The organism is Viridibacillus sp. d25.2 (assembly GCF_055456015.2).
Window position 1 is genome coordinate 1,904,794 of record NZ_CM196652.1, and the last position, 15,030, is coordinate 1,919,823.

At 34.2% G+C, this 15,030-nt stretch carries 16 protein-coding genes; 14 read left to right on the forward strand and 2 right to left on the reverse strand.

Going from position 1 to position 15,030, the window contains the following annotated elements; translation table 11 throughout:
- Positions 1 to 47: 47 nt before the first annotated feature.
- Together ACZLO7_RS09685 and ACZLO7_RS09690 are read left to right on the forward strand one after the other, a co-directional pair.
- The gene (locus tag ACZLO7_RS09685; RefSeq protein ID WP_464940345.1) at positions 48 to 605 is read left to right on the forward strand and encodes a GNAT family N-acetyltransferase; all 558 of its coding nucleotides are present in this window, start codon (positions 48 to 50) and stop codon (positions 603 to 605) included.
- 328 nt (positions 606 to 933) lie between these two features.
- Complete coding sequence (locus tag ACZLO7_RS09690; RefSeq protein WP_464940346.1) at positions 934 to 2,220, forward strand: histidine--tRNA ligase; 1,287 nt, start codon at positions 934 to 936, stop codon at positions 2,218 to 2,220.
- Positions 2,221 to 2,340: 120 nt separating this feature from the next.
- On the opposite strand, the gene ACZLO7_RS09695 is transcribed toward ACZLO7_RS09690, so the two are convergent.
- The gene (locus ACZLO7_RS09695) at positions 2,341 to 2,550 is read right to left on the reverse strand and encodes a DUF6366 family protein (protein ID WP_464940347.1); all 210 of its coding nucleotides are present in this window, start codon (positions 2,548 to 2,550) and stop codon (positions 2,341 to 2,343) included.
- A gap of 189 nt (positions 2,551 to 2,739) precedes the next feature.
- On the opposite strand from ACZLO7_RS09695, the gene ACZLO7_RS09700 reads away from it, so the two are divergent.
- From ACZLO7_RS09700 to ACZLO7_RS09720, 5 genes are all read left to right on the forward strand, one after another.
- Positions 2,740 to 3,141 carry an Rrf2 family transcriptional regulator gene (locus ACZLO7_RS09700; RefSeq protein ID WP_464940348.1) on the forward strand — a complete coding sequence of 134 codons (402 nt, stop codon included), beginning with the start codon at positions 2,740 to 2,742 and terminating at the stop codon, positions 3,139 to 3,141.
- 74 nt (positions 3,142 to 3,215) lie between these two features.
- Positions 3,216 to 4,121 (forward strand): NAD(P)/FAD-dependent oxidoreductase, encoded by a 906-nt coding sequence (locus tag ACZLO7_RS09705; protein ID WP_464940349.1) that lies wholly within the window; start codon positions 3,216 to 3,218, stop codon positions 4,119 to 4,121.
- A 258-nt stretch (positions 4,122 to 4,379) separates the two neighbouring features.
- A complete protein-coding gene (locus tag ACZLO7_RS09710) occupies positions 4,380 to 5,870 on the forward strand; it encodes an amidase family protein (RefSeq protein ID WP_464940350.1) in 1,491 nt (496 codons plus the stop codon).
- Between the two features lie 24 nt (positions 5,871 to 5,894).
- The gene (locus tag ACZLO7_RS09715) at positions 5,895 to 6,302 is read left to right on the forward strand and encodes a GNAT family N-acetyltransferase (protein ID WP_464940351.1); all 408 of its coding nucleotides are present in this window, start codon (positions 5,895 to 5,897) and stop codon (positions 6,300 to 6,302) included.
- A 54-nt stretch (positions 6,303 to 6,356) separates the two neighbouring features.
- Entirely contained in the window at positions 6,357 to 6,842 is a 486-nt protein-coding gene (locus tag ACZLO7_RS09720; RefSeq protein ID WP_464940352.1) for a DinB family protein, read from the forward strand.
- 461 nt (positions 6,843 to 7,303) lie between these two features.
- On the opposite strand, the gene ACZLO7_RS09725 is transcribed toward ACZLO7_RS09720, so the two are convergent.
- A complete protein-coding gene (locus ACZLO7_RS09725; protein ID WP_464940353.1) occupies positions 7,304 to 8,494 on the reverse strand; it encodes an MFS transporter in 1,191 nt (396 codons plus the stop codon).
- Positions 8,495 to 8,888: 394 nt separating this feature from the next.
- Here ACZLO7_RS09725 and ACZLO7_RS09730 point away from each other — a divergent pair, with 394 nt between their 5' ends.
- The 7 genes from ACZLO7_RS09730 to ACZLO7_RS09760 all read left to right on the forward strand — a co-directional run bounded on the left by ACZLO7_RS09730 (position 8,889) and on the right by ACZLO7_RS09760 (position 14,782).
- Positions 8,889 to 9,929: a serine hydrolase domain-containing protein gene (locus tag ACZLO7_RS09730; RefSeq protein WP_464940354.1), complete on the forward strand. Its 1,041-nt coding sequence runs from the start codon at positions 8,889 to 8,891 to the stop codon at positions 9,927 to 9,929.
- A gap of 8 nt (positions 9,930 to 9,937) precedes the next feature.
- Positions 9,938 to 10,351 (forward strand): GNAT family N-acetyltransferase, encoded by a 414-nt coding sequence (locus ACZLO7_RS09735; protein ID WP_464940355.1) that lies wholly within the window; start codon positions 9,938 to 9,940, stop codon positions 10,349 to 10,351.
- A gap of 142 nt (positions 10,352 to 10,493) precedes the next feature.
- Positions 10,494 to 11,255, forward strand: coding sequence for a GNAT family N-acetyltransferase (locus ACZLO7_RS09740; RefSeq protein ID WP_464940356.1), 762 nt, complete (start codon positions 10,494 to 10,496; stop codon positions 11,253 to 11,255).
- 212 nt (positions 11,256 to 11,467) lie between these two features.
- Entirely contained in the window at positions 11,468 to 12,226 is a 759-nt protein-coding gene (locus tag ACZLO7_RS09745; protein ID WP_464940357.1) for an alpha/beta fold hydrolase, read from the forward strand.
- A 309-nt stretch (positions 12,227 to 12,535) separates the two neighbouring features.
- Positions 12,536 to 12,880 carry a hypothetical protein gene (locus tag ACZLO7_RS09750; protein WP_464940358.1) on the forward strand — a complete coding sequence of 115 codons (345 nt, stop codon included), beginning with the start codon at positions 12,536 to 12,538 and terminating at the stop codon, positions 12,878 to 12,880.
- 225 nt (positions 12,881 to 13,105) lie between these two features.
- Positions 13,106 to 14,071 carry a quinone oxidoreductase family protein gene (locus ACZLO7_RS09755; protein WP_464940359.1) on the forward strand — a complete coding sequence of 322 codons (966 nt, stop codon included), beginning with the start codon at positions 13,106 to 13,108 and terminating at the stop codon, positions 14,069 to 14,071.
- 174 nt (positions 14,072 to 14,245) lie between these two features.
- Positions 14,246 to 14,782 carry an HXXEE domain-containing protein gene (locus tag ACZLO7_RS09760; RefSeq protein WP_464940360.1) on the forward strand — a complete coding sequence of 179 codons (537 nt, stop codon included), beginning with the start codon at positions 14,246 to 14,248 and terminating at the stop codon, positions 14,780 to 14,782.
- Positions 14,783 to 15,030 lie beyond the last annotated feature (248 nt).

The following is a 15,030-nucleotide window of genomic DNA, read 5'->3' on the forward strand; positions in this document are numbered from 1 at the left end:
TATTAACAATAAGTATAAACTGTTTTTTAAAAATGGAGGTATTTATTATGGAACTGAAAGAAAGCTCGTTCCCCATACTAGAAACTGATAGATTAATATTAAGAAAAGTAACAGCAGATGATGCGAGTAGTGTTTTGAAATATATGTCTGATAATGAAGTAGTGAAGCACATTGGATTAGATCCTTTTACCACAGTTGAGGATGCAAGGGATGAAATTTCATGGTATCAAACAATATTTGAAGAGGGCACAGGCATTAGGTGGGGAATTACTATGAAAGACCAAGACGAAGTAATTGGTAGCTGCGGCTTTCTTAACAAAATTCCTAAGCATTTTCGTATTGAAATTGGCACTGAATTGAGCAAAGACTATTGGGGACAAGGTATAGCTAGCGAAGCTTTTGAAGCGGTTATTAAATATGGATTTGAACAATTTAATTTACAAAGGATAGAAGCATTAATCGAACCTGATAATACCGCATCTCAAAAGTTAGCAGAAAAGCAAGGTTTTATAAGAGAAGGATTGCTAAGGAATTATGAATATACATGTGGTAAATTTGATGACTTATATATGTACTCGTTATTAAAACAAGATTTTGACAAGTAATCTATTTGGGATAATGAAAAAATTATCGCGGATTTTGTTGAGCCCTTTCCAAGTATGCGAATGCTCGAGGTCTGTTTTAATATAAAAAAAACAAATATTGAAAAATTCTAACTATTGTGGTAAGTTAATAATCAAATATGAGGTGAATTATATGTTGCAAACAAAAATGTTAAGTAACACTTCACAATTCCATCATCACATGTAGTCTTGCTATCCGATTTTTAAAATCGTACATAGGAAGACTATTTATATTGAACTGCATCGATAAAAGCAACTCCTTTTATCAGGTGCAGTTTTTTTATTTTCAAAAAAACAGGAGGAATGACAAATGAGAAAAATGGATTATCAAAATGTTAAAGGTACTCAAGATTATTTACCTGAAGCTGAAGTGATTAGAAGGAAAATTAGAAGAGCTCTAGAGGACACATTTATACAATACGGCTGTAAACCACTTGAAACACCAATTTTGAATTATACGGAGCTTATGGCTTCAAAATATGGTGGCGGTGCAGAAATATTAGAGGAAATGTATACATTATCTGACCGAGGTGAAAGAGATTTATCACTTCGTTATGATCTAACGATTCCTTTTGCAAAAGTTATTGCCATGAATCCCTCGATTAGAATGCCTTTTAAGCGCTATGAAATTGGTAAGGTTTTTAGAGATGGACCTATAAAGACAGGACGATTTCGTGAATTTACACAATGTGATGTAGATATTGTAGGAGTGGAATCTCAAATTGCTGAAGCAGAGCTGATGGAGATGGCACTTTCTTCCTTTAATAAGTTGGATTTGAAAATCTCCATACAATATAACAACCGAAAGTTATTATCCGGAATGTTAGAAATGTTTGAAGTACCATCTGAACAAATGAGTGCAGTGATTTTAGTACTGGATAAAATAGAGAAGGTCGGTGTTGAAGCGGTTAAGAAAGAGCTAAGTGAACTTGGATTATCGTTAACAGTAGTTGATTCCATTGAGCATTTTTTAATGCATGTCGAAAATACGACTATCAGTTATTTTGAGCCATTTATTAAAGTAAACGAAAATATTGAGCAAGGTATTAAGGAATTAACATCTCTCGAATCATTCTTGAAGTATTTGAAGATTTCGGAGCAATGTGTCTTTAATCCATTTTTAGCAAGAGGGTTGGAAATATATACAGGTACGATTTATGAACTGTTTTTAGTAGATCAAACAATTAAATCGAGCATTGGTAGTGGTGGGAGATATGACAATGCAATAGCAGGATTACTTGGAACAGATCAGTCTTTTTCAACTGTCGGTATATCTTTTGGATTAGATGTCATTTATACGGCCCTATCATTGAAAGATACAGCTGCATTAGAGCCTTCATTAATTGACTATTACATCATACCAATGAACACATTAAAGGAGTCATTATTGGTTGCAACGGAATTTAGACAACAGGGATACAATGTAGAGTTAGACATGAGCAATAAGAAAATTGGCAAAGCATTAGACCGTGCGAATAGTGAAGGCATTCGAAATGTAATTATAGTAGGTGAGAATGAAGTAGAGCGCAACCAAATAACGGTGAAAAATTTGGAGACAGGTGAAACGAAAGTAGAGCCATTTCAATTTTCAAGCTAAGAAGACTTTCTTCAAAAGGCTCCGTTCTGCTAGATTGCTTTTTCAGCAGATTATTAAGCATATTCGATTTTAAGTCGAATATGCTTAATTTTTCGTATGGAGAACAATCTAATATGGTTCTTAGAAATTAATGTGGTATAGAATGTAACTGAAAAATAATACTAAAATTAATATCCTTATACCTTTCCAACCCATACCCCCTGTTAAATCGGTTAAATTCCCAATACTTCCTCTGTTTAATGCATCGTGTATAAAACCAGTAGGATTATTTCTCAATTCACTTTGTCTTAAGCGTTCTCTTCTTTCTTTTTGTGTTTCTTTTAGATGCATATTCCCCGCTCACTTTTCTATAAGCCTTGTTATGATTTATTTCTGTTCTTGTAATGGTAACGATAATATAAATTATTTTCTAAAACTGCAGCAGAATAGGTAGAAGCTAAAAGACAACTAACTTGACTATAAAACAGAAAATAGATATGGTAGATAAATGATATCTATGATTAGGGGTGAATTATTAAGGTGAAATATTCGAAAGCAACAAATTACGCTCTTCATACCATGTTATATCTAGTCAATGTTACTCCTGAGAAACATGTAGGTGTTCAGCAACTTGCAACTCATCAAGATGTTTCAACTACGTATTTGTCAAAAATATTGACTAAGCTTGCTAAGGCGGGGATGGTTGAATCAGTTTCTGGTGCCAATGGTGGATATAAATTAAAACCTAATTGGGAAGACATATCTTTTTTAGATATTATTCAAGCCATTGAAGGTCCTACATCTTTATTTGACTATTGTTTACATCATGATCCAAACTGTTTGATTCAAAAAGTTATTGTTTCAGCAGAAGAAAAGATGTTGGATGAATTAAGAAATCAAAAAATTGTAGACATAGCTAATCAAATGACAGAGGCTCATTAAGCCCTGTTTTTTACACTAATCATAGCTATTAAAGAGTATTAATATCTGTAATTAAAAAAGAAAGGATGAAGAAAATGACTATTTTTGATTGTATTATTATTGGGGCAGGTCCTGCTGGATTAAGTGCCGGTTTAACATTAGGAAGAGCTAGAAGGAACATAGCAATATTTGATAACGGTACAAACAGAAACAGAGTGACACAGAAGTCACACGGATTCGTCACTCGAGATGGCATCAAGCCACAAGCGTTTAAAGAAATAGGATTAAATGAATTGAAAAATTATCAGTCGGTATCTTATTTCCAAAAAACAATTACTGAAATTATCAAAGATTCTAGTAATGAACGATTTATCGCAAAAACAGAAGATGACCAAGAATTTGTTGCAGAAAAAGTGATTTTAGCAGCAGGAATTCAAGAAGTGTTTTCCTTCCAAAGTGTACGCGAGTTTTATGGGAAAAGCCTCTTTAGTTGTCCATACTGTGATGGATGGGAGCTAAGGGATAAGTCATTAGTTGTCATGGCAGATGATGAAGCATATATAATGCATTTGACTAAACTAGTCTATAACTGGTCAACAGATTTAATTGTCTTAACTAACGGAGTAGAACTTTCTAAAGAAGGGGCTAGTGAATTACAAAAGCGTAATATTAAGGTTATAACGGAGCGAATTGATAAATTAATAGGCGATGGTGGTTATCTTCAAAAAATAGAATTTATATCAGGAAAAACGATATTAAGATCGGGTGGGTTTGTAGTACCTTCATTTTATCGACCAAATCAATTTGTTGAGCAATTAGAATGTAAAGTTCAAGAAAATGGAGTTGTACAGACGGATGGCTCGGGTCGCACCTCTCAAAAAAATGTCTATATTGCTGGTGAAACCGAAAAATCAGGCCCTACTTCTTTAATGTTTGCTGCTGCAGATGGCAGTAAAGCTGCATTTTCTGTAAATATTGATCTTATAAAGGAACGTTTTTGATTATATTTACAGTAAAAATATTTGGATTGAATATGAAGTGTATTTTTTACAACAATGTCAACGAAGGGGGGCTAATAATAAAGCAGGGAATATAAAAGTAGTTTTCTATATATTGCTTTTACAAAAGTAATCCTCAATCTTTCAAAGAATGAATAAGTTAATCTTATTTTTTCTTTTTAAGATTTTTTTATTAGGTCATTATTAACATATATAGTAAAATTAAAGTAAGTTTGGAAAAGTGGTTGGAGGGGTGTATATATGAGTATTATGTTCAAAGATTTCTATCAAGAAGAATTAACAATAGATGATATACAAACTGCAATGGCAAGTGGGGAAGTAACTTCTAAAGAGTTAACGATGTATTACCTTGATCGAATTGCAAAATATGATCAAGGTGGACCCAAGATTAATTCGATGCTTGAAATTAATCCAGAAGCAATTTTCATCGCGGAAGCATTAGATCATGAAAGAACTCATAAAGGGGTAAGGGGACCTTTGCACGGAATTCCAGTTGTTCTAAAGGACAATATTGAAACGAATGATTATATGCATACAAGTGCAGGAACACTAGCACTCGAAAATTACAGTAGTTCAACTGATGCTTTTTTAGTAGAGAAGCTACGTACAGCGGGGGCAGTTATTTTAGGCAAGGCGAATATGACGGAACTTGCGAATGCAATGTCAACAACAATGTGGGCTGGCTATAGTGCTAGAGGAGGGCAGGTTCTAAATCCATATGGTGACCCTAATCTATTTGTAGGTGGCTCTAGTTCAGGCTCAGCAGTAGCTGTAGCAGCAAACTTCTCAGTTTTAGCAGTAGGTACAGAAACAGATGGATCAATTCTTAGCCCAGCTACCCTTAATTCAGTTGTAGGTATTAAACCAACTGTTGGGCTAATAAGCAGGAAAGGAATTATTCCATTTACATATTCACAGGATACAGCTGGCCCCTTTGCTAGAACCGTAAAGGATGCAGCGATTCTGTTACAAGCAATGGTAGGTGTAGACGAGCAAGACCCAGCTACACATAAGATGATTGAAAGAAATATAGAGAATTATACGAGTTATTTAGATGTTGATGGTCTAAAGGGAGCTAGGATTGGAGTCTTTACACATGGTTCTGACGGATTTTATAACTCAGATGAATATGATGGAGAATTATTTGAAAATGCAGTTCAAATAATACATGATCAAGGTGCAACAGTAGTGAAAGATATTGATATCCCAGCTTTTCATAGAGAACGAAACGGTGCCGTTCTTATATATGAACTGAAGCATAGTTTGGACAATTATTTATCTAATCTACCTCCGCAGCAACCAGTACACTCTTTTAGTGAATTAATACAGTTCAATAAAGACCATGCAGATCGAGCATTAAAGAATGGCCAAGATAGATTGGAGCAGCGTGAACATCTGTCGAATACCTTAAGTAGCCCAGAATATTTAACTGCACGATTAGAAGATATCTATTTTTCTGAACAACAAGGAATTGGCTATGCATTAAAGAAATACAAATTAGATGCAGTTCTATTTCCATCATATTTAGGCTCTACTGTTTCAGCAAAAGCAGGTTATCCAACAATTGCAGTACCAGCAGGATACATGGGATCAGGAAGACCATTCGGCATCACATTTGCAAGTACATCGTTTAATGAAGGAACATTGATCAAACTTGCCTATGCCTTTGAACAAGCGACAAAACATAGGAAAGCCCCAAATATTTTAGATAGTAAAAAAATACAATCGTAATAATTTATAGAGAGAGGTGATAATTTGATCATAGAGATTGTTTCAAAAAACATCCAACCTTCTATTAGGGAATTGTTATCATATGCCACATCTATCGAAAAAGTTGATCAAGCGTATTTAAAATATATAGAATCTCAAAACCAACAATTGTTTGGGTACGAAAATGAAAAAGAAATAGTAGGATGTATTGGTGTCGAATTCAAAACCGATAATTGTGAAATAGTGCATATTGCAGTATCTCCTAAAGAAAGAGGTAAGGGAATCGGTAGCAAAATGATCAAATTCATCTATGAGAAATATTCACTAAGTTATATTACTGCCGAAACTGATAAAGAGGCAGTGGAGTTTTACAGGAACTTAGGCTTTAAGATAACTTCATTAGGAGAAAAGTATCCAGGAGTAGAAAGATTTTCTTGTGAACATAGAAGATAATCATTTCAGTTTTGAGAGAGGCATTAGCCGAATTTTAATTATGGAGGGATTTCAATGGAATTATTGTTTCGCTATAACTGGTTAGTAAGAGAAGAATGGTACGGCTGGTGCGAAGAGTTAACTGAGGAAGAACTTCTACATAACCATACTGGAGGAGTAGGTAGTATATTACAAACACTCTTTCATATAGTTGATGTGGAGTGGAGCTGGATACGCCTTTTACAAGGGAAGGAGGATTTTCAAGAGAATTTTGATGATTATAACAACCTTAGTAGGGTTCGAGAGTTAGATGCTAGATATTCTAAAGAAGTAGAGGACTTTGTAACCAACTGGGATGAAAGCATGGAAAATAATTTGTTTTACGATTTCCAAGCAGATGGTAGCCATTTAACAGATTCTTGGGGTGAAGTAATGCGACATATTATCGCTCATGAAATTCATCATATCGGTCAATTATCTGTTTGGGCTAGAGAAATAGGTAAAAAACCTGTATCAGCAAACTTTATCGGTAAGGGGCTCGGCACACTTTCAAGTCAATAGCACATTGATAAGGGGGCCATATATTGCAGGGACCACAAACAGTAGACAAAATAAATACGAGCATAAGTAATTTATCAAATCCTCTTATGGAAGATACTTGTAGTAAACATGCATAAAGTTTTAAAAGACTCAAATTATATAGGTGTCCAAAAGTTGAAGAATAATTTTAAAATAGAAGTTTGATTCCTTATATCAAAACACTCAGTTAATGAGTATTACTTAGAAACAAGCTGTTCTTAGCTTTAGCTCTCTCCTGTTGGTAGAGGGTTTTTTTGTACAAAAAAGCGAAACTGAATCGTAGTAAGCAGTAAATTAAAGAAGTATCAAGGAACAATTAAAGGTCCTTGATACTTCTTTTTTTAAATTTTATATAAAGGGATTATATCATTAATTATAATGTGGAAAATTTGGTTCCACTGGAGGTGCTATAGGAAGCATTCCAAGCGTTTGTTGCTTCCCTTTTATGCTGCTTTCTTTTGTTTTTGATCTAAAAGATGACTAAAGAAAGTTAGGAGACTAGCACAGACTGCAACTATCCCACCAACCCATGTTACATTCAATAAATTCCCTTGATGGTATACAATTCCGCCTAATGCAGAACCAAAAGCGATACCTACGTTGCTTGCAACTGGCATAAGTGAAGCAGCGAGTCCTGTTGCTTTTGGCTGATAAATTCCAGCGAGGTCTATTAAATAAAGCTGAGTAGATGTTGTTAAGAGGATGGCCATTAATGACATCAATCCAATGTTTGCCAGTCCTAAAATAAAATGATTTGTAGTCCAAAATAAACTTGTCAGAACAACTGCCTGCATGAGAAAAACAAACCGAAGGCGACCGATGGCATTGTGGCTGGCAATTTTACCGGCAAGGATATTGCTGAAAATCGAGATAAATCCGTAACCAAATAAGACTAAACTAATTGAATGATTTGGTACTTCCATTCCCTTCAAGATAGGAACAAGGTACGTAAAAACGGCATAAGTTGCGCCAAATCCGAGAGCAGGAATGAAAAAAGCCATCAAAATTCTTGGATTGGTTATTAAAGAAAACTGATCTCGTATTGAACTGCGTATTTGGCTGAGTCTATTAGGCAAGACAAGAAAGGATGCCAAAAAAGCTAATCCTCCTAGGAAAGTAGTTAACATGAAAGTAGCATTCCAACCGTACGATTCGGCGATGACAATACCAATTGGCACTCCAACGACATTTGCAAGTGTGAAACCACCGAAAACGAAAGATATAGCAAGTCCGCGCTTTTTAATCGGCATGGTTTCACTTGCAACAATCATGGCTAGAGAGATTAATACTCCTGTTACAATCGCTGTCAGAGATCGAAGTACAAGGAGCATGATGTAGCTCGTCGAGATTACACACAAAGCATTTAGAACGATAAAAGATCCTATCAAAAACAACATCCACTTACGCTTTGGAAAATGACTTGTTGCTGACATCACTAGTGGTGTGGAGATGGCAAACGTAATTGCAAACGCAGAAACGAGTGTGCCTGCTTTTGCATTTGTTATATGAAGGCTCGAGGAAATATCGGTTAAGATTCCGACGATAACAAATTCGCTTGTTCCGAGAACAAATGTTAATAAAGAAAGTGTTAAGATGAGCAACCAATGTCGCTTGGTTAATTTTGTTGGGTGCATAAGTACCTCTTTTCTTAGATGAATGTAAATTTGTCACATAGATAAACATCATACCATAAAATATTTTTGCGAGAAAAACACTTTCTTATGAAACAGAGGTTAATGTTAATGGGATTCTTTAGTTCATCTAACAGATGATATGTCACAAAATGATGTATTGAAACTGATTTTAAATCAACTGCAAGCGTAATTATTCTAAGTGATCTGAAATACTAATTTGCTTAATCAGCTATCAGGGTGCTTTAGTAGAAGATCATAAAGCTGATCAGATGGCTCTTTTCTTATTTAACTAAACGGGCAGGTTAGTTGAAGATGAATTTATTTTACAAATACATACAAAAGAACGTATGTTTGTGTTATAATTCGGTTGATAATACTGACAAGGGTGATAATTATGAAAATACAGAACATTAACATTGAAGAACGAATGAAACATTATAATGTCCAAGGTTTAAGTATCACTTTGCTTGAGGGCGGTGAAATGAGTAGAACAGAAAATTACGGCTTATTAGAAGCGGAAAGCAATAGAATTATAAATGAAGATTCTATTTTTAGTGCGTGTTCAATTAGTAAGTTCTTAACAGGAATACTTGCTATGAAGCTAGTAGTGGAAGGACTTCTTAAGCTAGATGATGATGTGAATAAAAGTCTTGTATCGTGGAAAGTACCAGAAAATGATTTTACTAAAAATAAAAAAGTGACATTGAGGAACTTACTAAGTCATCAATCTGGAATTAAAGACCCTGAAGGTAGTTTTCCTGAACTGAATTCGAAAATAGGAGCGCCTTCGATGGTTGAATTGTTAGAGGGGCAAACTCCTTATTGTAAGGCTCCAATTGACGTGAAGTGTGAACCAGAAAGTGAATTCCATTATTCGGATGCAGGTTTTTGTATCATTCAGCAACTGATAGAAGATGTTACTGAAAAACCGTTTCATCAAGTTATGAAGGAGCAAATATTTGAACCATTAGGAATAACAAATAGCCAATTCAATACAACAATGTTGGAAATGGATAAACAAAATTTTTGTTGTGGTCACAATAAAAACGGTGAATTAGTAGTTGGAAAATATCCTATATATCCTTATCCAGCGGCTTCTGGATTATGGACAACTTCTCTGGATTTAGCTGAATTAGTTCTTGAGTTAGTGAATGCTGTAAAAGGAGAAAGTAAGGTTGGCATTACGGGGAGTTTAGCAAAAGAAATGATAACTCCACAAAGAGGTAAAAGTTGGACTGGATTAGGTGTTTTTCTTGAAGGGTCTGAAAAAGAACTAGAAATTACATCACTCGGCTGGGGAGTTGGTTTTCAATGTATAATGGTGGCATTTCCATATTTAGAGAAAGGTGCGGTCATAATGACGAATACAGAATTGGGTGTTCATCAAATGGAAGGTATTATAGGAGAAATATATAAATCTCTTTTGTCTTCTTAGGGGGTAATATGCAGATAACCTTAGCAAATCCAACTCATATAACTGAAGTTGTGTCGTTCTTCTACGAAAATATAGACCGCAATAACAGTGCAGTTTATTCTGAAGAGTTTTTATGTCCTCTTGGAATTAAAGCAGCCATAAGAAGAAAGCAAATGATAGTGGCAACAGTAGAAGGTCAAGTAGTAGGGGCTTTTAGGTTTTACAGAAAAAAAACACAAGACAAAATATCTTTATACCAATTTGCGATTAGTGAAATTTATCGCGGTCAAGGGCTATTAAAAAAGATGTTAAAAACGATAAATGATTTACCTATCGTTTCCCTATGTCCGACTGATTCCTATTTTAATGATTATTATTATAAATCAGGATGGGATTTACAAGAACAAAATGAGGAATTTAATGTGTGGATTTTCAATGACTGAACACGGTTTTCCTTTTATCTAATAAGTAGTATAGTCATTAACTTTTTCAACTAAGGGAGCGGTATATTGGAAGAAGGAAATAATTATAGGAGAAATAATAAAACAAATAGAAGTAGTTATTTAGAGAAAAGGAGGGATTTCTTTGGAAGATTTTCAAATGGTTGAGCTAGATACCAAAATTCTCGAAGGAAGGGGGAGTTTTTGTCTTAGAAGTAAAAAAAAATCACTAGGATACATAAATAAAAATAAGTGGCTAAACGAAAGTTTCGAGAAAGGTTTAAAGTATATTCAATTAATAGAAAATAAAAAACAAGTAGGTTTTATTGAATATACTGATGCTGAGTTTTCCTCTAGGGTGGTCCACGCTAATAATTATTTGGTAATCCATTGTCTATGGGTGAGTCAAACTGGAAAAGGATACGGGACTAAACTGATTAATAAATGTCTTCAAGATGCAAAAAGCAATTCTAAGCGAGGTGTAGTAGTGGTTACAAATCCTGAAACTTCTTGGACACCAAGTAAGGATATCTTTTTAAAGAATCAATTTAAATTGGTAGATACAGCACCTTATAATTTTGAATTACTTGTTTGTCAGTTTGAAAATAGCACATTACTACCTGTCTTTCCTACGAATTGGGATGAAAGAATTAATAAATTCGAAAACCTTACTATACTACGCTCCTTTCAATGTCCTTACGTAGAAGTCGCAACTGAAAATATAATTATGGGTGCAAATAAATTGGGTGTAGATGTCAAAATCATTGATTTAAAAAACAGAAAAGAACTAATGGAGTTATCCCCAACTCCTTATGGAATATTTTCAGTCGTTTTCAAGCGGAAACTTATCTCATTTCACAGATTAACCGTCCATTCGGTAATGAAACAGTTGAAAGAGCTTATGTAATTATGAGATTGTGAAGGTCTTTTGGCGAAGTGTAATCATCGTTTGAATCATATAAAAAAATTTTTTTCGTAGTTTATTGTTCCTTCTTTTGTTAATTTTGTCTCTGTAAAACGTAAACGGGGCCATAGTAAAAGATTACTGAGCTGGATAGACTGCTCTTTTTATTGTGGAAATAATAATGTAAAGAATATAATTTAATTGGGTGATTAAAAGTGACTATACAACATAAAAAGATACTCGATTTCAATGAAAGTCGTAGACTGTTCAATAAATATCAACGTAAAAATACACCAAGCGTAATCTTTATTGCAGGGTTAGGTGATAGCCATGAAACATGGAAAAAGATCCAAGACCGAATATCGGATGAAACGTCAACCTTGTCCTATGACAGGGCGGGTATTGGCAGGAGTCAAGACGTAGCATTCCCGCGGACTTGCTGTGATCTTGTCGAGGAGCTCTCCGAATTGTTGCAAGAGCTTGATGTGGAGAAGCCTTATATATTGGTAGGACATTCTTTTGGAGGGTTGGTCGCCAGATTGTATACCAGTCTTTATCCGCTGGATATCTGTGGTTTGGTTTTGGTTGACGCTGCACCGGAATATAAAGAACTTGCCTATGAAAAGGCTCTACCAGAAAATCTACTTGCAGGAAATAGGGAATATTTCGAGAATCCTATGTTGAATAGTGAGAAGATTGATAAAATACAGAGTTATAAGCAAATTGTTGAACATTCAAGACAAAGTGACATCCCTCTCTCAATTATTACAAGAGGTTTACCCGATAATGGTGAAGGCGGATGGCCCTCTCAAGAAATATTAGAAATTGAACAAAGTCTACAAGCAGAATTCCAATTGCTTTCAACGTCAAGTAAGTTCCGGATTGCTAGTCACAGTGGACATTATATACATCATGACGAGCCTGATATTGTGATAGAAGAGATTTTATTAATGTTAAAGGGGATGGGAAAGTGAGCAATATAAGATTGGAATTTATGGCATATTTGTAAAAAATGATGAGGAATAATACCAACTTCGTTAAGGTGAGCAGATGAGGGATTTGTAACTTTAATGTTGCAATATATCGGCGATCCTGAGCCAGAATTAAGCGATGGCTATGTTTTTGAAGATGAACCTTATGTTAAATATATCTATTATATATTCTAATAATTCCATATACCCTATTAAACTAACGGTGTGCTTTAGAAGATCTTGGAGCTGTGTTTAAGAAAAATCTTTATAAAGGTAACTGGTGTATAATTGGAATATAGGAGAGGTGAATAGATGGTTGACGTAATTGGTTATGTAGTAATTATGTTATTAATTATCGGTTTCGCATATGGTTTAGTTAGACAAGTTCAACATACCTTGACTATCCAAAAAACTAATAGACCAGATGTATCTAATTACAGAAAGTTGTTATTCGGCAATTATTTAACGTGTGTTTCATTTTTGGGTTTTCTCGTTTCATATATATTAAATGTTTTAGTTACGATGCAAATTATCAAGTTAAATTTACTTACAAGTTATAATACTGGTTTTAGTTGTTTTGCTTTTTTACTGATTCTTTTAATTGCTAAATTCGGAGTTATTCCTAAAAATCGGAAACGAAACGAATTATTAAATTGATAAAAGGTTAGATTATCTTTTATTAATTTTACTCTTAAACTAGCGGGTGCGTTGATCCAAGAAGGATTAACGCTTTTTTTGTTGAACGTATTGTACTAACGGCGCAGTTTAGTCGAAGAAGGAACAGATTAGAAAATCTTATGGAACTTCATAATATTATTCAATTTTCATTATAAATATATAATGGTAAAATTTAGAATAAAAGTATGGAAGGGAGTTTTAAAAATGAAAGCTGTAATCCAAAGGGAATTTGGCGATGCAAGTGTACTTACATACTCGGATATTGAAATACCCAAAATGGGAGATAAAGAATGTTTAATTAAAGCAGCGTTTATGAGTGTGAATTATGCAGATATTAAAACACGCATTGGAAATAAAGGAAAAGGAATTTTTCCTTTAATATTAGGCTTAGATGCTGCAGGGACAATTGAAAAAGCTGCCTTAGATTCGCCTTTTTCAATAGGAGATCGTGTGATTGCTTTTCCTAAAGGGGGTTCTTATGCAGAATATGTCATCGCAAATGAAAAATTAGTTTTTAAAATTCCAGACAGTCTATCATTTGAGCAGGCTGCAGCAATGCCAACAGTAGCAATCTTATCTTATATGCTCTTACATGAAATTGGACAAATACAAAAAACAGATACCATTGTTATACATAGTGCTGCTGGTGGAGTTGGTTCGATGCTTGTTCAATTAGCGAAATTATTTGGAGTAAAAAAAATTATTGGAACTGTTGGCAAGATAGATAAAGAAAATTATGTAAAGAAACTAGGGGCTGATGTTGTATGTACTTATGATACATTTACAGAGGAAGTTTTAAAGCAAACAAATAATCAAGGTGCAAATATTATCTTTGATTCAGTTGCTGGTGATGTTACAAGAAATAGTTTAGATTGCTTAGTTTTATATGGCACACTTGTTCAATTTGGTAATAGTAGTGGTCAAGCTGGTACTTTTAAAACAAGTGATGTTCATAGTAGCTGTAGAAATGTTAAAGGATTTAGCTTAGGCACAACGAGAAAACATGATCCAGTACGATTAGCACCTTTTGCAAAAAAAGTTATAGAACTATTTGAGTCAAAACAGATTACCCTTCCGATAGCACAAGTATTTAATTTAAGCGATGCAGCAGAAGCACATAAATTAATTGAAAGTCGTAATTATGAAGGGAAAGTCTTACTTAAAGTTTAACGAATAGACTTTATCATAATAATTTTCTTGAACTAACTTGTGTTCAACAATCGGGCCATTTAACGGAATAAATCACCCTTTCCTTAAGAAACGGTTAGATTTACGAGAGAAAGTAAGAAACGCCAAGTAAATTAAAAAGAAAATAAGAGAAGTTTAATGGAAAGGAAGGGGATTATGGAACAGTGGCTTGATGTTCAAACACTTATCTGGTTATTTCCAATTATGTTTATCCTTCATGATTTTGAAGAAATTATTATGGTTGAGAGGTGGATGAAGAGAAATTCAACTATGATATACGACATATTGCCGGAAAGAATTGCAGATAGAGTCATTAAACAATTTTCTATGTCAACAGCCCAGTTTGCAGTTGCCGTATTAGTTTTATTTCTATTCGTAAGTAGTTCAACCGTTATGGCAAATCAATATGTGATTCAAGGATTACTTGGTAATATTTATATTTTCACCATTATTACATTGGTTTTTTTTCTACACTCTTTTACTCATATTGGTCAATCTATCATTCTTCGTTCCGTTACGCCGGGTGCATTTACTTCGTTGATTGTTATCATTCCATACAGTTTAATTTTATATCGTACATTATTAGTGAATAAAGTAATTACATGGGAAATTATTTCTCTATGCTTACCTTTTTGTCTCTTAATTATCCCAGTTGCTTTGCTTGCTCATTGGATTGGAAAAAAAGTAGTCTAGAAATCTAATATGCTAATTTTTACGAACGGGTGCGTTAATCCAAGAAGGATTACGCTCTTTTTGTAGTACTTATTGTACTAAAGCCCCGTTAGTACAAACTGTTGAGCTGTCCAGACAGCTCTTTCTTACCTCCAGTCAAGTACTTTTGAAAGAATTTTATTAGAATAGATGATTTTGATTTAGGTGGTAGGGGTACCCCTACCACCTAAATCAAAATTGTGCATATCAAAAAGACCCTAACGAAATAT